This is a genomic window from Bradyrhizobium betae, assembly GCF_050632175.1.
GTDB classification, from domain to species: domain Bacteria; phylum Pseudomonadota; class Alphaproteobacteria; order Rhizobiales; family Xanthobacteraceae; genus Bradyrhizobium; species Bradyrhizobium betae_B.
Window position 1 is genome coordinate 5,472,496 of sequence record NZ_CP192576.1, and the last position, 21,266, is coordinate 5,493,761.

20 protein-coding genes and 3 pseudogenes are annotated in these 21,266 nt (G+C 62.4%); 19 read left to right on the plus strand and 4 right to left on the minus strand.

Annotated features, from left to right (window positions below):
• Positions 1 to 46 precede the first annotated feature (46 nt).
• Positions 47 to 883, minus strand: a complete 837-nt coding sequence (locus tag ACQ86E_RS26100) for a xanthine dehydrogenase (RefSeq protein ID WP_431202430.1) — start codon at positions 881 to 883, stop codon at positions 47 to 49.
• A 358-nt stretch (positions 884 to 1,241) separates the two neighbouring features.
• On the opposite strand from ACQ86E_RS26100, the pseudogene ACQ86E_RS26105 reads away from it, so the two are divergent.
• The 8 genes and pseudogenes from ACQ86E_RS26105 to ACQ86E_RS26140 all read left to right on the plus strand — a co-directional run bounded on the left by ACQ86E_RS26105 (position 1,242) and on the right by ACQ86E_RS26140 (position 9,816).
• Positions 1,242 to 2,070: pseudogene (locus ACQ86E_RS26105) on the plus strand (SDR family NAD(P)-dependent oxidoreductase).
• Between the two features lie 245 nt (positions 2,071 to 2,315).
• Entirely contained in the window at positions 2,316 to 4,052 is a 1,737-nt protein-coding gene (gene nifA / locus ACQ86E_RS26110; protein WP_431202431.1) for a nif-specific transcriptional activator NifA, read from the plus strand.
• Positions 4,053 to 4,198: 146 nt separating this feature from the next.
• Entirely contained in the window at positions 4,199 to 4,393 is a 195-nt protein-coding gene (locus ACQ86E_RS26115) for a 4Fe-4S binding protein (protein WP_015687126.1), read from the plus strand.
• Between the two features lie 204 nt (positions 4,394 to 4,597).
• Complete coding sequence (sufB, locus tag ACQ86E_RS26120; protein WP_431202432.1) at positions 4,598 to 6,094, plus strand: Fe-S cluster assembly protein SufB; 1,497 nt, start codon at positions 4,598 to 4,600, stop codon at positions 6,092 to 6,094.
• A gap of 34 nt (positions 6,095 to 6,128) precedes the next feature.
• Positions 6,129 to 6,887, plus strand: coding sequence for a Fe-S cluster assembly ATPase SufC (gene sufC, locus ACQ86E_RS26125; protein ID WP_431202433.1), 759 nt, complete (start codon positions 6,129 to 6,131; stop codon positions 6,885 to 6,887).
• A 5-nt stretch (positions 6,888 to 6,892) separates the two neighbouring features.
• Positions 6,893 to 8,206, plus strand: coding sequence for a Fe-S cluster assembly protein SufD (gene sufD, locus ACQ86E_RS26130; protein WP_431202434.1), 1,314 nt, complete (start codon positions 6,893 to 6,895; stop codon positions 8,204 to 8,206).
• Positions 8,207 to 8,210: 4 nt separating this feature from the next.
• Positions 8,211 to 9,452 (plus strand): cysteine desulfurase, encoded by a 1,242-nt coding sequence (locus ACQ86E_RS26135; RefSeq protein ID WP_431202435.1) that lies wholly within the window; start codon positions 8,211 to 8,213, stop codon positions 9,450 to 9,452.
• Between the two features lie 100 nt (positions 9,453 to 9,552).
• Positions 9,553 to 9,816 (plus strand): nitrogen fixation protein NifZ, encoded by a 264-nt coding sequence (locus tag ACQ86E_RS26140; protein ID WP_431202436.1) that lies wholly within the window; start codon positions 9,553 to 9,555, stop codon positions 9,814 to 9,816.
• Here the strand turns inward: ACQ86E_RS26140 and ACQ86E_RS26145 are convergent.
• Positions 9,758 to 10,273: a SufE family protein gene (locus ACQ86E_RS26145; RefSeq protein ID WP_431202437.1), complete on the minus strand. Its 516-nt coding sequence runs from the start codon at positions 10,271 to 10,273 to the stop codon at positions 9,758 to 9,760. The two genes, ACQ86E_RS26140 and ACQ86E_RS26145, sit on opposite strands and share 59 nt — an antisense overlap.
• A gap of 460 nt (positions 10,274 to 10,733) precedes the next feature.
• Here ACQ86E_RS26145 and nifH point away from each other — a divergent pair, with 460 nt between their 5' ends.
• The 10 genes and pseudogenes from nifH (at position 10,734) to hspQ (ending at position 19,766) form a co-directional block, all read left to right on the plus strand.
• Entirely contained in the window at positions 10,734 to 11,624 is an 891-nt protein-coding gene (gene nifH / locus ACQ86E_RS26150; RefSeq protein WP_431202438.1) for a nitrogenase iron protein, read from the plus strand.
• Positions 11,625 to 11,700: 76 nt separating this feature from the next.
• Positions 11,701 to 13,202, plus strand: a pseudogene (gene nifD / locus ACQ86E_RS26155) (nitrogenase molybdenum-iron protein alpha chain).
• Between the two features lie 78 nt (positions 13,203 to 13,280).
• Entirely contained in the window at positions 13,281 to 14,840 is a 1,560-nt protein-coding gene (gene nifK / locus ACQ86E_RS26160) for a nitrogenase molybdenum-iron protein subunit beta (protein WP_431202439.1), read from the plus strand.
• A 119-nt stretch (positions 14,841 to 14,959) separates the two neighbouring features.
• On the plus strand, positions 14,960 to 16,630 hold the full coding sequence (gene nifE / locus ACQ86E_RS26165) for a nitrogenase iron-molybdenum cofactor biosynthesis protein NifE (RefSeq protein WP_431202440.1): 1,671 nt from the start codon (positions 14,960 to 14,962) through the stop codon (positions 16,628 to 16,630).
• Between the two features lie 8 nt (positions 16,631 to 16,638).
• A pseudogene (gene nifN / locus ACQ86E_RS26170) lies at positions 16,639 to 18,022 on the plus strand (nitrogenase iron-molybdenum cofactor biosynthesis protein NifN).
• A gap of 21 nt (positions 18,023 to 18,043) precedes the next feature.
• Positions 18,044 to 18,439, plus strand: a complete 396-nt coding sequence (gene nifX / locus ACQ86E_RS26175; protein ID WP_431202441.1) for a nitrogen fixation protein NifX — start codon at positions 18,044 to 18,046, stop codon at positions 18,437 to 18,439.
• Positions 18,440 to 18,450: 11 nt separating this feature from the next.
• Positions 18,451 to 18,921 (plus strand): NifX-associated nitrogen fixation protein, encoded by a 471-nt coding sequence (locus ACQ86E_RS26180; protein ID WP_431202442.1) that lies wholly within the window; start codon positions 18,451 to 18,453, stop codon positions 18,919 to 18,921.
• Positions 18,922 to 18,929: 8 nt separating this feature from the next.
• Complete coding sequence (locus ACQ86E_RS26185; RefSeq protein ID WP_015687110.1) at positions 18,930 to 19,130, plus strand: CCE_0567 family metalloprotein; 201 nt, start codon at positions 18,930 to 18,932, stop codon at positions 19,128 to 19,130.
• Positions 19,131 to 19,142: 12 nt separating this feature from the next.
• Entirely contained in the window at positions 19,143 to 19,424 is a 282-nt protein-coding gene (gene fdxB, locus ACQ86E_RS26190; protein WP_431202443.1) for a ferredoxin III, nif-specific, read from the plus strand.
• A gap of 24 nt (positions 19,425 to 19,448) precedes the next feature.
• The gene (hspQ, locus tag ACQ86E_RS26195; protein ID WP_431202444.1) at positions 19,449 to 19,766 is read left to right on the plus strand and encodes a heat shock protein HspQ; all 318 of its coding nucleotides are present in this window, start codon (positions 19,449 to 19,451) and stop codon (positions 19,764 to 19,766) included.
• A 39-nt stretch (positions 19,767 to 19,805) separates the two neighbouring features.
• Here hspQ and ACQ86E_RS26200 read toward each other — a convergent pair whose 3' ends face one another.
• Together ACQ86E_RS26200 and ACQ86E_RS26205 are read right to left on the minus strand one after the other, a co-directional pair.
• On the minus strand, positions 19,806 to 20,120 hold the full coding sequence (locus ACQ86E_RS26200; protein WP_431202445.1) for a hypothetical protein: 315 nt from the start codon (positions 20,118 to 20,120) through the stop codon (positions 19,806 to 19,808).
• A gap of 28 nt (positions 20,121 to 20,148) precedes the next feature.
• A complete protein-coding gene (locus ACQ86E_RS26205; protein ID WP_431202446.1) occupies positions 20,149 to 20,607 on the minus strand; it encodes a hypothetical protein in 459 nt (152 codons plus the stop codon).
• A gap of 245 nt (positions 20,608 to 20,852) precedes the next feature.
• Here ACQ86E_RS26205 and ACQ86E_RS26210 point away from each other — a divergent pair, with 245 nt between their 5' ends.
• The gene (locus tag ACQ86E_RS26210) at positions 20,853 to 21,257 is read left to right on the plus strand and encodes a Rieske (2Fe-2S) protein (protein ID WP_431202447.1); all 405 of its coding nucleotides are present in this window, start codon (positions 20,853 to 20,855) and stop codon (positions 21,255 to 21,257) included.
• Positions 21,258 to 21,266 lie beyond the last annotated feature (9 nt).

Consider the following 21,266-nt stretch of genomic DNA (forward strand, 5'->3'; position numbering starts at 1 on the left):
ACGCTTCTGATGTCGTGATCGCTGATGACGTTGCAGGAGCAAACGATCATGCCGGATTCCGTTGTGTGGCGCTTCGGACGGCGCGAAGCCTGACGGCCGAGCAGGTCGCGTTCGCAATCGCCCGCCCACGGTGGTCTATTCCGGTCCACTGAGCGTGGCGTCCGCGCGGATCGACCTCCAGCAGCTTGACGCCGGCCGGAACTTCGCTGCCGTCCCGCGCGATGCCACGCAAGATGCCGTCGCGCGGTGCGACCACCGGAATGCCGGAGAGGTGACCAAGCACGAGATCCTTGTAGACGCGGGTGCCGATCTCGATCGGGGTATGCCAGCGGCCCGCGAACGGCGAGTAGACAAAGCGTTCGGCGCCGACATCCCCCAGCGAACTTGCCACGCTGTCGGCGGCATCGGTCCAGTGCTGATCCGTGACGAGCCCGATCTTGCCGGGGCGGGTCTCGACCGCGACATCGCAATTGAAGTTCGACGAGAAGCCGGGACCCAGTCCGATGCTCAACCGGGCAAGGCGCCGGAGGTCGGGTGTAATCCGGCGCTTTTGAAGGCGCGCATCGATCAGAACATCGATCTGACGTACCGGAAGCAGATCAAGCAAGCCGAGCCAGGTGACCAGGACTTGCGACGGCTGGCGCAACGCCTGGTAGACCTGCAAACCATCGTCCACGCGCTCGGCGATGACATCTTCAACCTGCGCGGTGTCGGCGAACAGCGCGTCGTGGAATGCCATCTTGCGCCGGATCACGGGCGGATCCGGATCGTGCGACAGCACCACACAATATCCGACATGCGCAAGCTGGACGCCGATCGCGGAAGCGATCTCGTTGGTACCGAGGATAACGGCAAAGAGTTGTTGGTCGTTCGGTTGAGCCATTTGAAACCACGTTTGCAGACAGGAGCGTCAAGCCGGGACGCGGGCGACACAGTCTCCGCAAGGCAAGATCACTGCATGAGCTTGGAATAAATGGGAGCAAGAGGCGGGCCATTTGGAATCGTTGAAAATCAGCCTTCAACCGCCCGGCAACATTCAGGAACGCATGATGCGCAACCACCGGAGCATGTGGTCCGGAAGCCAACGTCTTCCTGTTGTAAACCTGCCAACGTGTCGCGAAGCCGACAACAAGCGGAGAAAACCGCCGCAATTCGTTCGCAAGGCATGGCCCAATTCCTGCAGCAGCGATCGCTAGCGATGTGACCGATGCGCCTTTCGGGAAACATGTTCAGGAGCCTGCTTGTCCCTCGATACATTGAATCGTGACGATGTTTCCGTTCTACCGGATGCTGCGCTCTGCCCATTCCACGGCGACAAGTCGCGCGCGCAGCACGGGAAGGGAAGACCCTCGTGTTGACCGGAGCCTCGCGCGGCATCGGTCATGCCACGGGAAAGCTGTTCTCGGACGCAGGCTGGCGCATCATTACGTGCTCCCGCCAACCGTTCGATGGCGGCCGATGCCCTTGGGATTCGGGCGCCGACAATCATGTTCAGGTCGAGCTGAGCGATCACCGCGCGTTGCCGCGGGCGATCGCCTTGATCAAGGAACGATTGAATGGCGCGCCACTGCATGCACTGATCAACAACGCGGGGATTTCGCCAAAGGCGGCTGACGGCCGCCGGCTGACCTCGCTGACGACACCGGTCGAGACGTGGATGGACGTATTTCACGTCAATCTGCTGGCACCGATCCTGCTCGCCCGGGGTTTGCTCGACGAGCTCAAGCTGGGCTCCGGCGCGATCGTCAATGTCACCTCGATCGTCGGCTCCCGTGTGCACCCGTTCGCCGGTACGGCCTATGCGACGTCAAAGGCTGCGCTTGCCTGCCTGACACGTGAAATGGCGCACGACTACGCGCCCCTTGGAATTCGCGTCAATGCGATCGCGCCGGGCGAGATCAAGACCGATATCCTGTCCCCGGAGACCGAAGCGCTGCTCGCACCGATCATACCGATGCACCGCGTTGGCACCCCCGACGAAGTTGCGAAGGTGATTTTTTCCTATGCTCGGAGGCGGCGAGCTACGTCACAGGTGCCGAAGTACCGATCAATGGCGGCCAGCATGTCTGAGCGAATGGGGGCAAGAAAAAATCGCGCAGTTTGCGTCAGATCAAGGCGGAGGAGCAGCTTTCGGACGTTCGGCGGTTTTTGAGGGGCGATTCCGCGGAACAGATGAGAAAGCGGGCAGGCACCACAGAAGTTTTTTGCAGCGATGCTGACAAGTTGGGCGCGACTTCCGATTGCACATGAACCACAATACGACAAAATCTGAAGAAAGCATCGGGGAGGATGGAAAGAGCAACGGGGAGTCCGTCATGCTGCAATCCACTTCTGCAGTCGCGCGTGAGAACGTTCAGCGTACGGCGCCGCTCGTGCCGATCAATGAGATCGCGCTCACCGGCATCTTCGAGATCTCCAAGATATTGACTGCGCCGACGCGATTGGAGACGACGCTCGCCAGCGTCGTGAATCTCCTGCAATCGTTCCTTCAAATGCGTCACGGCGTTGTGGCGCTGCTCGCTGACGACGGAATTCCGGACCTTGCCGTCGGCGCGGGCTGGAGCGAAGGAAGCGATGAGCGCTACCGGAGTCGTCTACCGCAGATGGCGGTGGACCAGATCGTGGCGACCGCCATGCCCCTGGTTGCAGAAAGCATCGCGGCCCATCCTGCCTTTAGCCCCGCCGACATGGAGGTGCTCGGAGCCTCCGAAGCAACGCGCGTCTCCTTCATTGGTGTTCCGATCCGTATCGACGCCAGGGTCGTCGGTACGTTGACGATCGACCGCATCTGGGACGAGCGATCGGTGTTCCGGCTCGACTCGGACGTCCGGTTGTTGACCATGATCGCCAATTTGGTCGGGCAGACTGTGAAGCTGCACCGCGTCGTGGCGCAGGACCGTGAGCGGCTGATGCATGAAAGCTATCGGCTGCAAAAGGAACTGTCCGAACTCAAGCCGCAGCGGGACCGCAAGAAAGTCCACGTGGAAGGTATCATCGGCGACAGCCCGGCATTGCGCGCATTGCTGGAGAAGATTGCCATCGTCGCGAAATCGAATTCGACGGTGCTGTTGCGCGGCGAGTCCGGAACCGGCAAGGAACTGATTGCCAAGGCCATTCACGAATTGTCGCCGCGGGCCAAGCGGCCGTTCATCAAGATCAATTGTGCGGCGCTGCCGGAATCGGTGCTGGAGTCGGAATTGTTCGGCCACGAGAAGGGCGCGTTTACCGGTGCGCTCAATGCCCGCAAGGGGCGGTTTGAGCTCGCCGACAGGGGCACGTTGTTCCTGGACGAGATCGGCGAGATTTCCGCCTCGTTCCAGGCCAAGCTCCTGCGTGTGCTGCAGGAGCAGGAATTCGAGCGTGTCGGCGGAAACCAGACCATCAAGGTCGACGTCCGCGTCATTGCCGCCACCAACCGCAATCTCGAAGAAGCGGTCGCGCGTAACGAGTTTCGGGCTGATCTCTACTATCGCATCAGCGTCGTGCCGATGATATTGCCTCCGCTGCGAGAGCGGCGCAGCGATATCCCGCTGTTGGCGGGCGAGTTTCTGAGGAACTTCAACGTCGAAAACGGCCGGGAGCTGACCTTCGGTTCGCATGCTGTTGAAGTCCTGATGAATTGCGGCTTCCCGGGCAATGTGCGCGAGCTCGAGAATTGCGTGCAGCGGACGGCGACGCTGGCGCCGGGACGTGAGATCGTCAGGAGCGATTTTGCCTGCTCCCACGGCCAGTGCCTGTCGGCGATCTTGTGGAATGGCGGATCTGACGTACCGGCGCAGCGCTCCCTGCCGATCGTGCCGCTATCGACGATACGGTCCGCGCCACCAACAGGGTCCGGCGCCATTGCGCCGTCGCCGGCAACCGCCGAGCCTGTCGCACTCTCGGCGCCTGACGCGTCCGGTGTCGCCAAACTGGCCGACCGCGATCGCGTCCTTGCGGCGATGGAAAAGTCCGGATGGGTCCAGGCGAAAGCGGCGCGTCTGCTCGGCTTGACGCCGAGGCAGATCGGTTACGCGCTGAAGAAGTACGACATCGAGGTCAAGCGGCTCTGACAGCGCATGTCGCAGATGCGACACGCTGTCTGGCCCATGACAACGCGATAGCAAGAATAGCTGTTGGATTTCAGGCCTCTCGCGGTTGGCACGGCCTTTGAAAGGGTGATGTCGAATGACATCGCTCGGTCGAGGAGCCGCACCACATGGCCTACAAGATCATCGCCTCGCAATGCACGGTCTGCGGTGCCTGCGAGTTCGAATGCCCCAACGCCGCGATCAGCCTCAAGCGCGACATGTACGTCATCGATCCCAAGAAGTGCACGGAGTGCGAAGGGCATTTCGATACGGCGCAATGCGCCGTCGTCTGCCCCGTACCCGACACTTGCGTTCCGGCTTAGAGCGGGCCGATGACGCGCTCTGGACCATTGGGCTGGATCGAAACGCTGCCGGCACAGGTCCTGCGCCGGGCCATGCAATTGGGCCAACTCGTGACCGGTCCCGAACGGCATGTGACGCGGGTCATCGCCCACGCGGCCAACCGGGCGCGTACGCATCGCGCGCGGAGCGTTGCCGGTCTATCGATTTCGCGTACGGAGCAATAGATGGCAGCGGTTCAGGAAACGATCGAGCGGGTCCGCGGCATCGACGTCGATCAGTATCGCTATGGATTCGAAACACAAATTGAATCCGAGAAGGCCCCGAAAGGGCTGTCGGAAGACATCGTAAGATATATCTCCGAGAAGAAGAACGAACCCGCCTGGATGCTGCAGTGGCGGCTCGGGGCCTATCGGCGCTGGCTGACCATGATCGAGCCGACCTGGGCCCGCGTCGACTATCCCAAGATCGACTTCCAGGACCTCTATTACTATTCGGCGCCGAAGCCGAAGAAGACGATCACCTCGCTCGACGAGATCGATCCCGAGATCCTGAAGACCTATGAGAAGCTCGGCATCCCCTTGCGGGAAGTCGCCATGCTCGAAGGCGTCGAGCCTAAACCCGGCGAGCAGGACCCCAACAGGCGCAAGATCGCGGTCGACGCGGTGTTCGACTCGGTCTCGGTTGCGACCACCTTCAAGGCCGAACTGAAGAAGGCCGGCGTGATCTTCATGCCGATCTCGGAGGCGATCCGCGAGCACCCCGAACTGGTGCAGAAATATCTGGGCTCGGTGGTTCCGACCTCGGACAATTTCTACGCGACGCTGAACTCGGCGGTGTTCTCCGACGGCTCGTTCGTCTACGTGCCGCCCGGCGTACGCTGCCCGATGGAGCTGTCGACCTATTTCCGTATCAACGAGCGCAACACCGGCCAGTTCGAGCGCACGCTGATCATCGCCGACAAGGGCTCCTACGTCTCTTATCTCGAAGGCTGCACCGCGCCGCAGCGCGACGAGAACCAGTTGCACGCCGCCGTGGTCGAGCTCGTCGCCCATGACGACGCCGAGATCAAATATTCGACGGTGCAGAACTGGTATCCCGGCAATTCGGAAGGCAAGGGCGGCATCTACAATTTCGTCACCAAGCGGGGCGACTGCCGGGGCGACAATTCCAAGATCTCCTGGACCCAGGTCGAGACCGGTTCGGCGATCACCTGGAAATATCCGAGCTGCATCCTGCGCGGCGATAATTCGCGCGGCGAATTCTACTCGATCGCGATCTCGAACGGCTATCAGCAGGTCGATAGCGGCACCAAGATGATCCATCTCGGCAAGAACACGTCGAGCCGGATCATCTCCAAGGGTATCGCCGCCGGCAAGTCGCAGAACACCTATCGCGGCCTCGTCACGGCGCATCGCAAGGCGACCGGTGCGCGCAACTTCACGGCGTGCGATTCCCTGCTGATCGGCGACAAATGCGGCGCGCACACCGTGCCGTACATCGAGGCCAAGAACTCGTCCGCGACGTTCGAGCACGAGGCGACGACCTCGAAGATCTCCGAGGACGTGCTGTTCTACTGCATCCAGCGCGGACTCAGCCAGGAAGAGGCTGTCGGCCTCGTCGTCAACGGCTTCGTCAAGGACGTGCTGCAGCAACTGCCGATGGAGTTCGCGGTGGAAGCGCAGAAGCTGATCTCGATCTCGCTCGAAGGTAGCGTAGGCTGATGATGGCCGAACGCGAGACGCAAGGAGAAGTGTGATGACGGCGCTCCTGGACATCCGTGGGCTCAAGGCCGAGATCGATGGCCGCCAGATTCTCAATGGGCTCGACCTCTGCGTCGGCAAGGGCGAGGTCCACGCCATCATGGGGCCGAATGGCGCCGGCAAGTCGACGCTGTCCTATGTGCTGTCAGGCAAGCCGGGTTACGAGATCACCGGTGGCGAAGTGCATTTGAATGGCGAAGACCTGCTGGCCATGGCGCCGGATGAACGCGCCGCCAAAGGGTTGTTCCTGGCCTTTCAATATCCCCTTGAGATTCCCGGTGTCGCCACGCTGACCTTCCTGCGCACCGCGCTCAATGCCCAGCGCAAGAAGCGTGGCGAGGAAGAACTGTCATCACCCGATGTACTGAAGCGCGTGCGAGAACTCGCCAAGCAACTCAGTATTGATCCGGAGATGCTCAAGCGTCCCCTCAATGTCGGTTTTTCGGGCGGCGAGAAGAAGCGCAACGAGACCCTTCAGATGGCGCTCCTGGAGCCGCGTCTCTGCGTGCTGGACGAGACCGATTCCGGTCTCGACATCGATGCGCTCCGCATCGTCGCAGACGGCGTCAACCGGCTGCGGGCGGTGGACCGCGGCATGATCGTCATCACGCACTATCAGCGGTTGCTCGATTATATCGTGCCCGATGTCGTGCACGTGCTCGCGGCCGGCCGCATCGTGAAGACCGGCGGCAAGGAGCTGGCCCTCGAGCTGGAGGCGACCGGCTACGCCCAGTATCAAAGTGAAGCGGCCTGACCGCCATGAACGCCGAGATTCGCCCTGTGAAGACTGCAGCCGAAATCGGGCTCGCCGACCTGTTTGCCGCAGCGCGCCAGACGTTGCCTGGCGGCAGCCGGACCGAAGCGCTCCGGCTCGAGGCGTTCGACCGCTTCTCCGAGTCCGGCCTGCCTCACGCGCGGTTGGAGGGTTGGAAGTACACCGATCTCCGGCGCCTCGTGCGTGATGCCAAGCCGTTGGCCCCGCTGCCCGATGCGAGCAAAGTGGCCGCCGCCGTGCCGGGATTGGCGCTCGCCGATCTGGGGTTGCGGCGGCTCCTCATCGTCGACGGCGTGTTCATCCCCGACCTGTCCGATCTCGCGGGCCTTGAAGCCGGGGTCAGCATTCGTTCGGCCACCGAGGCTCTTGCCGCGGACGAGCCGGTTCTTTTGAGCGGCGCGGAGCGCGATCCGGCCGCCTTACTCAATGGTGCGTTCGCGGCCTCCGGCGTCGTGATTGCGGTTGCTCCCGACGTCGTTCTCGAGCGACCCATCCATCTTGCCTACGTCACCACGACCGGCACGGCATCGGCGATGTTCACGGCTTCCCGGCTCGAGGTGGGCGAACGGGCGCGTGTCACCCTGATCGAGACGCATGAGGGTCCCGACCTGTCCGACTATCAGGTCAATACCGCGCTTCAGTTAATTGTGGCGGACGGCGCCGAGTTCGACCGCATCAAGCTGACCTGCGAGGGAGCCGCTGCGTTGCATATTGCGACGCTCCAGGCCGAGATCGGGGCCCGCGCCCGCTATCGCGAGTTTGGTTTCACGACCGGCGGCGCCGTTGTGCGGAACCAGCTCCTCGTGACGCTCGCCGGCAAGGGGACCGATGCTCAAATCCATCAAGCGAGCCTGCTCGCCGGACGGCAGCACGCCGATACCACGCTGGTCATCGATCACGTCGCAGCCGGCTCGCAAAGCCGCGAGGTCTTCAAGGCCGTCGTCGATGACGAGGCCCGCGCGGTGTTCCAGGGCAAGATCACGGTACAGCAGGGCGCGCAGCAGACCGACGCCAGGATGATGGCGCGGGCGCTGTTGCTGTCCGATGAGGCGATTGCCAATTGCAAGCCGGAGCTCGAGATCTTCGCCGACGATGTGCAGTGCGGACACGGAACCACCACCGGCGCCCTGGACAATCAGCTCAAGTTCTACCTCATGGCCCGCGGCATCCCCGAGAAGGAGGCCGAAGCGCTGCTGATCCAGGCTTTTGTCGGCGAAGTGATCGACGCCATCGACCGGGAGGATCTGCGCGGTGCTCTGTCGCGGATCATGACGGACTGGCTCAAGGGGCGGGGATGATCCCATGCATCCTGCAGTCAGCAACGGAAGTTATGACGTTCAGCGTGTCCGTGAGGATTTCCCGATCCTCGCGATGCAGGTCTATGGCAAGCCGCTGGTCTATCTGGACAATGCTGCATCCGCCCAGAAGCCGAAAGCGGTGCTCGATCGCCTGACCCAGGCCTATACGTCCGAATACGCCAATGTGCATCGCGGGTTGCACTATCTCGCCAATGCGGCGACGGAAGCCTATGAGGGCGCCCGCGACAAGGTCGCGCGCTTCCTCAATGCCGGGCGCCGCGAGGAGGTCATCTTCACGCGCGGTGCCACGGAAGCGATCAATCTGGTGGCGCAGACCTTTGGTCGGGAGCGCATCGGCCCTGGCGACGAGATCGTGCTCTCGATCATGGAGCATCACGCCAATATCGTGCCCTGGCACTTCCTCAGGGAGCGCCAGGGCGCCGTCATCAAATGGGCACCGGTTGATGACGATGGAAACTTCCTGCTCGACGAGTTCGAGAAGCTCCTGACCGATCGCACCAGGATGGTCGCGATCACGCAGATGTCGAACGTGCTGGGAAGCGTCGTTCCCGTCAAGGACGCGGTTCGGCTGGCGCACGCGCGGGGCATTCCGGTTCTGGTCGACGGCTCGCAGGGCTGCGTCCACATGGACGTCGATGTCCGCGACATCGACTGCGATTTCTACGTCATCACCGGCCACAAACTCTACGGACCGACCGGCATTGGCGCGCTATACGGCAAGTACGAGCACCTCGCCGCGATGACGCCATTCAACGGTGGCGGCGAGATGATCCGCGAGGTTAGACGCGACGTCGTCACCTATGGCGATCCGCCGCACCGCTTCGAGGCCGGGACGCCGTCGATCGTGCAGGCCATCGGGCTTGGCGCGGCGATCGACTACATCAATTCCATCGGCAAAGAGCGGATCCGCAGACACGAGAATGGACTGCTGACCTATGCCCAGGAACGGCTGCGTGGAATCAATTCGCTGCGGATCATCGGGACTGCCGCCGAAAAAGGCGCCATCGTCTCGTTCGAGATGAAGGACGCGCATGCCCACGATTTTGCGACCGTGATCGATCGCTCCGGCGTCGCCGTGCGGGCGGGCACTCACTGCGCCATGCCGTTGCTCGATCGGTTCGGTGTCTCGGCCACCTGCCGTGCCTCGTTCGCGCTCTACAATACGAAGGAGGAGGTCGACGCCCTCGCGGAGGCGCTGACCAAGGCCCAGGAGCTATTCTCATGAGCGGACAGACCGCTGCGAAGTCGAAGCCCCGTCGGGGTCCAGGTCGAAGCCGATCGCGCGCGTCGTATGCAACGCCGGTCGGCACAAGACCGTGCGCAACATGGAAATGCGACTGGCGGGCCGTTTCGACCCGGGAGAGCCGATCCGTTCGCTGGCGCCGATCATGAACGACGGCATGTACCCGCACAAGGACGTCGGTGAGGCCCTGGTGTATCCCGGCGATACCGGAATCGTCCGCGAAAGGTGGCGGTTTCTCGACGATACTTACTACACGGTCGAATTCGCCGGACGCTCGGTGTTCGTCATCATGCGTGGCCACGAGATGGTGCGGATGGGGACGGCTCTCGACGCTGGCCTTGCATAGACGCCAACTCGACCGCGTCTGACAGCACGCCTCGGGCATCTGCGCGGATCCGCTCCACCATGGAGCGGAAACCGTTGGAGCGCTGCGGCGTCAGATGTTCGCCAAGACCCAGCCGCTCGAACAGGACGATTGGATTTTCGTTTGCGATCTCACGAGCGGGTCGTCCCGACAGCAGCGCGATCAGGATCGCGACCAGGCCGCGGACGATATGCGCATCGCTGTCGCCCATGAAGGTGAGCACTGTTTCGTCATCGCTCCGGCAGACGGTCGTTGCCAGCCACACCTGGCTGGCACAACCCCGTACCTTATTGACCTCGTTGCGATCTTGCTCGGGAAACGGATCGAGCTTGCGGCCAAGTTCGATCACGTAACGGTAGCGATCGTCCCATTCGTCGAGCAGCGCGAAGTTTTCGACGATGTCATCGATCGAGAGTGCCGGCTGCTGCGGTGTGGTCATGGGGCTTCTCCGTGGTTGGCACGCTTGCGCTCGTCTGGGTTTAGCCAAATGCCATGCGCACGATCGGGACCTTGGCGCGGGCGAGATCGCGCATTGAGTGCGGGCACGAGCATCTCGCTCCAGCCCTGCAGGATGGTATCAAGCAAGCTCCATACCGCGCGCACTCCGCAATCGTTTGATGGCCCGGCGCATTGTTTTGTTTCGAACAGCGCGCCGTGGGGCACATGTCGACATGGCGCGATGTCGGGTTTGCAACAATCACGGTCCGCATCGCTATCTCGCTCATAATATAGCGCTTTTTGCATTGAGTCCGCACTGGCACACTCGTTGCAAAAGTCCTTGCGCAAGGCGCGGCTGTCGCCCTCTGGATCTCGTCGAGATGCAGATGAAAGGTGGCCGTCCGACCGGATCATGAGAGAGCGCACGCCGGGCGATCAGCATCGGCTGGAGGAGAAGCAACATGTCTTCACTGAGACAAATCGCGTTTTACGGCAAGGGCGGTATCGGCAAGTCGACGACGTCGCAGAACACGCTGGCTGCGCTGGCGGAGATGGGCCACAAGATCCTGATCGTCGGCTGCGATCCCAAGGCGGACTCGACCCGCCTGATCCTGCACGCCAAGGCGCAGGACACCATCCTGAGCCTGGCGGCGAATGCCGGCAGCGTCGAGGACCTCGAAATCGAGGACGTGATGAAGGTCGGCTACCGCGACATCCGCTGCGTCGAGTCCGGCGGTCCGGAACCCGGCGTCGGCTGCGCCGGCCGCGGCGTTATCACCTCGATCAACTTCCTGGAGGAGAACGGCGCCTATGAGGACGTCGACTACGTGTCCTACGACGTTCTCGGCGACGTCGTGTGCGGCGGCTTCGCGATGCCGATCCGCGAGAACAAGGCGCAGGAAATCTACATCGTGATGTCCGGCGAGATGATGGCGATGTATGCCGCCAACAACATCTCGAAGGGCATTCTGAAATACGCCAATTCCGGCGGCGTGCGTCTCGGCGGCCTGGTCTGCAACGAACGGCAGACCGACAAGGAGCTGGAACTTGCGGAAGCGCTGGCGAAGAAGCTCGGCACCCAGCTGATCTACTTCGTGCCGCGCGACAACATCGTGCAGCACGCGGAACTGCGCCGCATGACGGTCCTGGAATATGCGCCCGACTCGAAGCAGGCGGAGCACTATCGCACGCTCGCGGCCAGGATTCACAACAACAAGGGCAAGGGCATCATCCCGACCCCGATCACGATGGACGAGCTCGAGGACATGTTGATGGAGCACGGCATCATGAAGGCGGTCGACGAGTCCGTCGTCGGCAAGACCGCCGCCGAACTCGCCGCCATGTCGGCCTGAGGCCGCCCAGTTACATCCGGCGCTTCGGAGAAAGCGCCGGCCCCTCATTGCAAAGAACGAACCGAAGGATATTCGCATGAGCCTAGCAACCACCGAGAGCGTCGCGGAGATCAAGGCCCGCAACAAGCAATTGATCGATGAGGTCTTGAAGGTCTATCCGGAGAAAACGGCCAAACGTCGCGCCAAGCATCTCAACGTCCATGAGGCCGGCAAGTCGGATTGCGGCGTCAAGTCCAACCTGAAGTCCATCCCCGGCGTCATGACCATCCGGGGCTGCGCCTATGCCGGTTCCAAGGGCGTGGTGTGGGGCCCGATCAAGGACATGATCCATATCAGCCACGGCCCGGTTGGCTGCGGCCAGTATTCCTGGGCGGCGCGCCGGAACTACTACATAGGTACGACCGGCATCGACACCTTCGTGACCATGCAGTTCACCTCCGACTTCCAGGAGAAGGACATTGTGTTCGGTGGCGACAAGAAGCTCGCCAAGATCATCGACGAGATCCAGGAACTGTTCCCGCTCAACCACGGCATCACCATCCAGTCGGAATGCCCGATCGGCCTGATCGGCGACGACATCGAGGCGGTGTCGAAGGTGAAGTCGAAGGAGTATGAAGGCAAGACCATCGTGCCGGTGCGCTGCGAGGGCTTCCGTGGCGTCTCGCAATCGCTCGGTCACCACATTGCAAACGACGCCGTGCGCGACTGGATCTTCGACAAGATCTCGCCGGAGGCCAAGCCGACATTCGAGCCGACGCCCTACGACGTCGCGATCATCGGCGACTACAATATCGGTGGCGACGCCTGGTCCTCCCGCATCCTGCTCGAGGAAATGGGCCTGCGCGTGATTGCGCAGTGGTCCGGCGACGGCAGCCTCGCCGAGCTGGAAGCCACGCCCAAGGCCAAGCTCAACGTCCTGCACTGCTACCGCTCGATGAATTACATCTCCCGCCACATGGAGGAGAAGTTCGGCATTCCGTGGTGCGAATACAACTTCTTCGGCCCGAGCAAGATCGCGGAGTCGTTGCGCAAGATCGCCAACTTCTTCGACGACAAGATCAAGGAGGGCGCCGAGCGCGTCATCGCGAAGTATCAGCCGCTGATGGACGCGGTGATCGCCAAGTACCGGCCGCGGCTGGAAGGCAAGACCGTGATGCTGTTCGTCGGTGGCTTGCGTCCCCGCCACGTGATCGGCGCCTATGAGGACCTCGGCATGGAAGTGGTCGGGACCGGGTACGAATTTGGTCACAACGACGACTATCAGCGCACCGCCCAGCATTACGTCAAGGACGGCACGCTGATCTACGACGACGTCACCGGCTACGAATTCGAGCGTTTCGTCGAGAAGATCCAGCCGGACCTCGTCGGCTCCGGCATCAAGGAGAAGTACGTCTTCCAGAAGATGGGTGTGCCGTTCCGTCAGATGCACTCGTGGGATTATTCCGGGCCGTACCACGGCTATGACGGCTTCGCGATCTTCGCCCGTGACATGGACATGGCGATCAACTCGCCGATCTGGAAGAAGACCAAGGCGCCCTGGAAGGATGCCCCCGGCCGAGCCTGATGGCGGCGGAATAACAGAGACGAGGTGCGGCTCTTCCCGGTCCCGGGAAGAGCCGGGACAGGCGATCGAACACGAATCCAAAGGATGCGACGATGACACAGAATGCCGAACACGTGCTCGATCACTTCGAGCTGTTCCGGGGTCCGGAATACCAGCAGATGCTGGCCAACAAGAAAGCGCTCTTCGAGAACCCGCACGACCCGGCGGAAGTCGAGCGCATCCGCGAATGGGCCAAGACGCCCGAATATCGCGAGAAAAACTTTGCCCGCGAAGCGCTGACCGTCAACCCCGCCAAGGCCTGCCAGCCTTTGGGCGCGGTGTTCGTCGCGGTCGGCTTCGAGGGGACGCTGCCCTTCGTGCACGGCTCGCAGGGCTGCGTCGCCTATTACCGCAGCCATCTGTCGCGCCACTTCAAGGAGCCGAGCTCCTGCGTCTCGTCGTCGATGACGGAAGATGCGGCCGTGTTCGGCGGCCTGAACAACATGATCGACGGGCTCGCCAACACCTACAACATGTACAAGCCGAAGATGATCGCGGTTTCCACCACCTGCATGGCGGAAGTCATCGGCGACGACCTGAATGCCTTCATCAAGACGTCCAAGGAAAAGGGCTCGGTTCCCGCCGAGTACGACGTTCCCTTCGCCCACACGCCCGCGTTCGTCGGCAGCCATGTCACCGGCTATGACAACGCGCTGAAGGGGATCATCGAGCACTTCTGGGACGGAAAGGCCGGCACGGCGCCGAAGCTCGAGCGCAAGCCGAATGGAAAGATCAACTTCATCGGCGGCTTCGACGGCTACACAGTCGGCAACATCCGCGAGATGAAGCGCATCTTCGAGCTGATGGGGATCGAGTACACGATTCTCGCCGACAACAGCGACGTGTTCGATACCCCGACCGATGGCGAGTTCCGCATGTATGATGGCGGCACCACGCTGGAGGATGCTGCGAACGCGATCCACGCCAAGGCCACTATTTCCATGCAGCAATATTGCACGGAGAAGACGCTGCCCTTCATCGGCGGTCACGGCCAGGAGGTCGTCGCCTTCAACCACCCGATCGGCGTCGGCGCCACCGACGAGCTTCTGATGACGCTCTCGCGCATTGCGGGCAAGCCGATCGCGAAGGCGCTCGAGCAGGAGCGCGGCCGTCTGCTCGACGCAATGGCGGATTCCAGCGCGCATATCCACGGCAAGAAGTTCGCGATCTATGGCGATCCCGACCTCTGCTATGGCCTCGCGGCGTTCCTGCTCGAACTCGGCGCCGAGCCGACCCATGTGCTGTCGACCAACGGCAACAAGGGTTGGGCTGAGAAGATGCAGGGGCTGTTCGCGAGCTCGCCGTTCGGCCAGAACTGCCACGCCTATCCGGGCAAGGATCTGTGGCACATGCGCTCGCTGCTGTTCACCGAGCCGGTCGATTTCCTGATCGGCAACACCTACGGCAAGTACCTGGAGCGCGACACCGGAACGCCTCTGATCCGTATCGGCTTCCCGGTGTTCGATCGCCACCATCACCACCGTTATCCGGTGTGGGGCTATCAGGGCGGCATGAATGTGCTCGTGAAGGTTCTCGACAAGATCTTCGACGAGATCGACAAGAACACCAACGTGCCTGCCAAGACCGACTACAGCTTCGACATCATCCGTTGACGTCGCGGAGGTCTGCCGCTGCTCCATGAACGGGCAGCGGCGGACGACCAGTCTAGCCAGAGCGATCGAGACTGCGGGGCAAAGGGCTCGCGCAGCGGGTCAGGGAATAGGAGAGACGAATGAGCTCGCTGTCGGCCACCATCCAGGACGTCTTCAACGAGCCGGGCTGCGGCAAGAACGCAACCAAGTCCGAGGCCGAACGCAAGAAAGGTTGCACGAAGCAGCTTCAGCCAGGCGGCGCTGCCGGCGGCTGCGCATTCGACGGCGCCAAGATCGCACTGCAGCCGTTCACCGATGTTGCCCATCTCGTCCATGGCCCGATCGCCTGCGAGGGCAATTCCTGGGACAACCGCGGCGCCGCCTCGTCCGGCTCCGATCTCTGGCGCCGAAGCTTCACCACCGACATCAACGAGACCGATATCGTGTTCGGCGGCGAGAAGCGGCTCTACAAGGCAATCAGAGAGATCATCGAGAAGTACGATCCGCCGGCGATCTTCGTCTACCAGACCTGCGTTCCCGCCATGATCGGCGACGACATCAATGCGGTCTGCAAAGCGGCTGCAACCAAGTTCGGAAAGCCGGTCATCCCAATCAATTCGCCGGGCTTTGTCGGCCCGAAGAACCTCGGGAACAAGCTCGCCGGCGAGGCGCTGCTGGAGCATGTGATCGGGACCGAGGAGCCCGACTACACCACGCCCTACGACATCAACATCATCGGTGAGTACAACCTGTCCGGCGAGTTCTGGCAGGTGAAGCCGCTGCTGGACGAGCTTGGTATCCGCATCCTCTCCTGCATCTCCGGCGACGGCAAATATCGCGAGCTCGCCTATTCACACCGCGCGAAGGCCGCGATGATGGTGTGCTCCAAGGCGATGATCAACGTCGCGCGGAAGATGGAGGAGCGTTACGGCATTCCCTTCTTCGAGGGCTCGTTCTACGGCATCCAGGATTCCAGCGACTCGCTACGCGAGATCGCCCGCATGCTGATCGAGCGCGGCGCGCCGGCGGAGTTGATGGACCGTACCGAAGCCGTGATCGCGCGCGAGGAGGCAAAGGCCGGGGCTGCGATCGAACGCTTCAAGCCGCGCTTCAAGGACAAAAAAGTGCTTCTGATCACCGGGGGTGTGAAATCCTGGTCGGTCGTGGCGGCGTTGCAGGAGGCCGGGCTCGAGATCGTCGGCACCTCGGTGAAGAAATCCACCAAGGAGGACAAGGAGCGGATCAAGGAGCTGATGGGCCAGGACGCCCACATGATCGAGGATATGACCCCGCGCGAGATGTACAAGATGCTGAAGGACGCGAAAGCGGACATCATGCTCTCCGGCGGCAAGTCGCAATTCGTGGCGCTGAAGGCCGCGATGCCCTGGCTCGACATCAACCAGGAGCGATCCCACGCCTATATGGGCTATATCGGCATGGTGGAGCTGATGGAGGAGATCGAGAAGGCGCTTTACAATCCGATGTGGGAACAGCTCCGCAAGCCCGCGCCGTGGGACGCCGGCAGCGTCAGCTGGCAGGCCAGGGCAATGGCCCAGATGGACGCGAAGGCCGCCGAGATCGCGGCCGATCCCGCGCTCGCCGAGGCCACCCGCCGGGCGAAGAAGATCTGCTTCTGCAAGACCGTCGATCTCGGTACCATCGAGGACGCAATATCCGCGCATGGCCTGACGACCGTCGACGGCGTCAAGGAACGGACCAACGCGTCCGGCGGCTGCGGCGCCTGCAAGGGGCGGGTCGAGGATATTCTCGCCGCGCAGCCTGTGCCCGTCGTGCTCCAGGCGGCGGAGTAGGGCGTCACATGGCGATCGTCTCCACGTCCAAGAAGGCCTGCTCGGTCAATCCGCTCAAGATGAGCCAGCCGATCGGCGGCTCCTTCGCGTTCATGGGGCTGCGTGGCGCGATGCCGCTGCTGCACGGCTCGCAGGGCTGCACCTCGTTCGGGCTCACGCTGTTCGTGCGGCATTTCAAGGAAGCCGTGCCGATGCAGACCACCGCGATGAGCGAGGTCGCCACGGTGCTCGGCGGCTACGAGAATGTCGAGCAGGCGATCCTCAACATCTACAATCGCACCAAGCCCGAGATCATCGGCATCAACTCGACTGGCGTCACCGAGACCAAGGGCGACGATGTCGACGGTTTCATCCGCCTGATCCGCCAGAGACATCCCCAGCTCGAGAAGTTTCCGCTGGTCTACGTCTCGACCCCGGATTTCAAGGATGCTTTCCAGGACGGCTGGGAGAAGACGGTCGCGCGGCTGGTCGAGGAATTGGTCGACCCGGTCGATGCTGCCGCTCCGCGCGATGCCGCACGCGTCAACGTGCTGCCCGGCTGCCATCTCACGCCCGGGGATCTGGACGAACTCCGCACCATTCTGGAGGATTTCGGGCTCAGACCGTCGTTCCTGCCGGATCTTGCCGGCTCGCTGGACGGCCATATCCCCGACGAGTTCACGCCGACCACGATCGGTGGCATCGGCGTCGACGAGATTGCCACCATGGGCCAGGCGGCCTGGACGATCGCGATCGGCGCGCAGATGCGGCGGGCGGCGGAAGCCATGCAGGCCAAAGCCGGCACGCCGTTCCGGCTGTTCGAGCGGCTCTGCGGCCTCGGTCCCAACGACGAATTCATCGCGTTCCTGAGCGAGATCAGCGGCAGGCCGGTGCCGCTGAAGTATCGGCGGCAGCGCGGCCAGCTTGCGGACGCGATGCTGGATCTGCATTTCCACATCGGCGGCCGCAAGCTCGCGATCGGAGCCGAGCCGGATCTGCTGTTCGACCTCTCGAGCATGCTTCATGAGATGGGAGCGCAAGTGACGGTGGCGGTGACCACCACGGCCTCGCCCGTGCTCGAGCCGTGTCAAGACCCAGGAGGTCCTGATCGGCGATCTGGAAGACCTCGAGGACCTCGCCAAGGCCCGCGATTGCGATCTTCTCATCACCCATTCGCACGGCCGGCAGGCGGCCTCGCGCCTGAAAATCCCGTTCTATCGCGCCGGTTTCCCGATGTTCGACCGGCTGGGTGCGGGGCACCTGCTGTCGGTCGGCTATCGCGGCACGCGCGATCTGGTCTTCGATCTCGCCAATCTGATAATCACCGACCGCGAGGATCACCATCAGCCGACGCCGGACACCTGGCGTACCACTGATGCCGGCCTGCCTGTCGTTCCGCCGCAGCTGCACTGACGCGAGAAAAGGATCAATCCGATGAAGGTCGCCTTTGCTACCCAGGATTTGAAGCGCGTCGACGCGCATTTTGGCTGGGCCAAGAACATCGCCATCTACGACGTCAGTCCCGAGGGACACCGTTTCGTCGAAGCGATCCAGTTCGACGGCGACCTCAAGGAGGACGGCAACGAGGACAAGCTCGCGCCGAAGATCGAGGCGATCAAGGATTGTACGATCCTCTATGTCGCGGCGATCGGCGGCTCCGGCGCGGCGCGGGTCGTTGCCAACAATATCCATCCGATGAAGGTGGCGCAGCCGGAGGCGATCGCTGATCTCTGCTGCAAGCTCGAGGACGTGCTCAAGGGCACGCCGCCGCCTTGGCTCCGCAAGGTCCTCGCCAGGGACCAGGAACGCACGCTCGATTTCGAAGATTGAAGGAAACGAACATGGCCGATGCGGCTGAACTGACCCAACCCGAGTCCGCGGCAGATGCTCCGTTCATCAAGGAGCTCATCAATATCTGGCGGGCGCAGGATACCCACGGCGCCTGGGAGGGCAAGAAGGATCTCGACCTGCTCGAACCCTATATTCTCGACAAGGAGGCGCGCCGGGCGCTGCCCATCGTCGGAGATCCCGACCCGGATACGATCTGGCGGATGGAGTTGTTTTTCAACGCGGTCGCACTCGCGATCGAGAAGGCGACCGGCGTGATGATTTCGCCGATGCTGAAGATGCATCACGAAGGCTTCGGCCGCATGGTCTTGATCGGCGGCCGGCTGATCGTCGTCAACAAGCAACTGCGCGACGTCCACCGTTACGGCTTCGACAGTCTCGGCAAGCTCGCGGCTGAAGGCGACAAGTTCGTCAACGACGGGATCGAGATGATCCGCAAATTTCCTGGCGTGGCCAATTATTGAGGTAACACATGAGCGATCCTGAAACCCTGAAAGCCGAGATCAAGAAGCTCTCGGCCAAGGCTACGGCGGCCAAGATGGACCTCCACGATCTCTCAGAGGAGCTGCCGATCAACTGGACCTCGATCATGAGCGTCGCCCAGAAGGCGCACGACGCTTTCTCCGAGCTCGAGCGCAAGCGCGAGGATCTCAAGGCGCTGGAAAAGGCCTGAACGGACTCCGCCATGTCATCTGCAACCCGCGATGGTCGTGATTGGAGACCGGACTATCTGGTCTCGATCGACCCCAAGAAATGCATCGGCTGTGGCCGCTGCTACAAGGTCTGCGGCCGCGAGGTCATGACGCTGAAGGGTCTCAACGAGGACGGCGAGATGATCGATCTCGACGACGATGATGACGAGGTCGAGAAAAAGGTCATGGTGATGAATGACGACGGCGCCTGCATCGGCTGCGGCGCCTGTGCCCGGGTCTGCCCGACCAATTGCCAGACTCACGCCCCGGCGTGAGAGCGGCGGACGATGCGGTGAGCGATGAGTAAGACCCAGATCGCCAGATACAATATCGGCCAGGTGATCCGCCATCGCCTCTATGAAATGCGCGGTGTGATCTTCGACGTCGATGCGTCTCCCGCGGCGGCCGATATCGGCCCGATGCCGGGGCCCGGAGCACCGGGGGTGTTCTACCGGATGTTCGCCGTGGACGACCAGATTCCTTACGTCGCCTGCATCGCCGAGCAGGATCTGTTACCCGACCAATCGGGCGAGCCGGTCAACCATCCGGAGATCAGCGGGTTGCTCGAAGTCGACGAGGGCGGCGGCTATCGCCGCCGGAAGCGATTGATGAACTAGGTGTGCCGGACAGCAGGCCGGCGTGGCACGCGAGTTGGCCTATTCAATTCCCTGCTCACGCGCCTTCATCATCGCGGCGATGCGAAACCGCTCGTGGATGGCGATCGGATTTGCGAGCATGTCGGCCTCGGCACGCTTGAACGCTGCGAGAACGATCTCGGCTTCCTCATGCGTCAGCGGGACGCGGCCGGCCATGTGCGTGGCCTCGGGCACCGCGCTCCAGATCGCGCGCCGATAGGGGTGATCCTTGACTTCGATCAGTTCGTTGGCCTCGAGCTTGCCGCCGAGTGTGATCGCGAGCCCCGTCACTTCGAGCTTGCGTCCGTCCTGGGTCGTCTTCACCAATGTCGCCATGTGTTCGCCCTCGCGCGCGTGCCGTGAATCAGAGAACCGTCGGCATCGCGTAGCCGGGGCGGGGATGGGTGTCGTAATAGTCAGGCCGTTCCGGCCAACCGCCTTCGGCAATGAACGTGAAGGCCGTAATTGTTACCGGCGCGCCTTGCGAGCACGAGACCTCCGCGAATTTGATCTCGCGAGGGCCGGGCCCTGCGGAGAAGTCGGCGATCACGGTGCCATCCGCCTTGCAGGCGCGGGCGAAACCCGGCGTGCCAACGCTGCTGGCGGGAACGGGATTGGCCGCAAACGTGGCGGTCTCGCCCCCGTCCGCCGCGGGACCGAAGGCAGGACTGGCGAAATTGAACGTTGCGAGCACGTCACTGCGATCGACCGCACGATCTGCCGTCACCGGGCGCGCGACCGAGTAGACGGTCAGCGTGCCGCCGGCGAGCAGGGACTTCAGTTCCTCTACCGGACAGCCGGCAAATGCGGACGCGACGTTCATGTCATTCTCCATGCCAAAGGGCTTGGCTGAAGAACATCAAATTTCGTGCCACGCGTCTGGCATGCAGCCTGGCGGGGAATGCCTCCAAACAGAGGAAAAGGCCTCTGATTCTTGCGAGTTGGCACGGGTCGATCGATGCGAATGTCGGTTTCCGCACAAGGACGCGACGGATAACGGGACTTTTGCGTAGCGCGATTCTTGCAATGTCTCGGGCCAGGTAGCTCAGGCCCGCAAACGAGGACAGTATGGAACAGGATACCGCCTATGCGATCTGCCGCTTCAGCGATATTCCAAGCCAGAGGGCGATCGGCTTTCAACTCATGATCGTCGGCGACGACGGCGCGCCGCGGCCCTGGCCGATTGTCGTCGTCCGCTGGGGCAGGCAGGTTTTCGGCTATCTCAACAGGTGTCCGCATAACGGCGTGAACCTGGACTGGGAGCGCAACCAGTTCCTGGACGCGAACGGCAGCAAGCTTTTGTGCGGCAAGCACGGCTCGACCTTCGAGCTCGGCACCGGCCTTGGGATCGACGGGCCGTGCAAGGGCCAAAGCCTGACCCCGATTGCGCTTGCCGTTCTTGACGGGGATATCTGCGTCACCGGCGTGACGCTGGTCGAAGACGAAGAAGAGGCTTGCGACGAAGAGGCCTGACGCGCGGGG

Coding starts and splice junctions, on each gene's coding strand:
- nifE (WP_431202440.1), top strand. CDS start 14,960: ATGAGCTCGCTGTCGGCCACCATCCAGGACGTCTTCAACGAGCCGGGC.
- ACQ86E_RS26210 (WP_431202447.1), top strand. CDS start 20,853: ATGGAACAGGATACCGCCTATGCGATCTGCCGCTTCAGCGATATTCCA.
- ACQ86E_RS26145 (WP_431202437.1), bottom strand. CDS start 10,273: ATGACCACACCGCAGCAGCCGGCACTCTCGATCGATGACATCGTCGAA.
- nifH (WP_431202438.1), top strand. CDS start 10,734: ATGTCTTCACTGAGACAAATCGCGTTTTACGGCAAGGGCGGTATCGGC.
- ACQ86E_RS26135 (WP_431202435.1), top strand. CDS start 8,211: ATGCATCCTGCAGTCAGCAACGGAAGTTATGACGTTCAGCGTGTCCGT.
- ACQ86E_RS26180 (WP_431202442.1), top strand. CDS start 18,451: ATGGCCGATGCGGCTGAACTGACCCAACCCGAGTCCGCGGCAGATGCT.
- nifA (WP_431202431.1), top strand. CDS start 2,316: ATGCTGCAATCCACTTCTGCAGTCGCGCGTGAGAACGTTCAGCGTACG.
- sufC (WP_431202433.1), top strand. CDS start 6,129: ATGACGGCGCTCCTGGACATCCGTGGGCTCAAGGCCGAGATCGATGGC.
- ACQ86E_RS26115 (WP_015687126.1), top strand. CDS start 4,199: ATGGCCTACAAGATCATCGCCTCGCAATGCACGGTCTGCGGTGCCTGC.
- ACQ86E_RS26185 (WP_015687110.1), top strand. CDS start 18,930: ATGAGCGATCCTGAAACCCTGAAAGCCGAGATCAAGAAGCTCTCGGCC.
- ACQ86E_RS26100 (WP_431202430.1), bottom strand. CDS start 883: ATGGCTCAACCGAACGACCAACAACTCTTTGCCGTTATCCTCGGTACC.
- fdxB (WP_431202443.1), top strand. CDS start 19,143: ATGTCATCTGCAACCCGCGATGGTCGTGATTGGAGACCGGACTATCTG.
- ACQ86E_RS26200 (WP_431202445.1), bottom strand. CDS start 20,120: ATGGCGACATTGGTGAAGACGACCCAGGACGGACGCAAGCTCGAAGTG.
- sufD (WP_431202434.1), top strand. CDS start 6,893: ATGAACGCCGAGATTCGCCCTGTGAAGACTGCAGCCGAAATCGGGCTC.
- hspQ (WP_431202444.1), top strand. CDS start 19,449: ATGAGTAAGACCCAGATCGCCAGATACAATATCGGCCAGGTGATCCGC.
- nifK (WP_431202439.1), top strand. CDS start 13,281: ATGACACAGAATGCCGAACACGTGCTCGATCACTTCGAGCTGTTCCGG.
- sufB (WP_431202432.1), top strand. CDS start 4,598: ATGGCAGCGGTTCAGGAAACGATCGAGCGGGTCCGCGGCATCGACGTC.
- ACQ86E_RS26205 (WP_431202446.1), bottom strand. CDS start 20,607: ATGAACGTCGCGTCCGCATTTGCCGGCTGTCCGGTAGAGGAACTGAAG.
- nifX (WP_431202441.1), top strand. CDS start 18,044: ATGAAGGTCGCCTTTGCTACCCAGGATTTGAAGCGCGTCGACGCGCAT.
- ACQ86E_RS26140 (WP_431202436.1), top strand. CDS start 9,553: ATGGAAATGCGACTGGCGGGCCGTTTCGACCCGGGAGAGCCGATCCGT.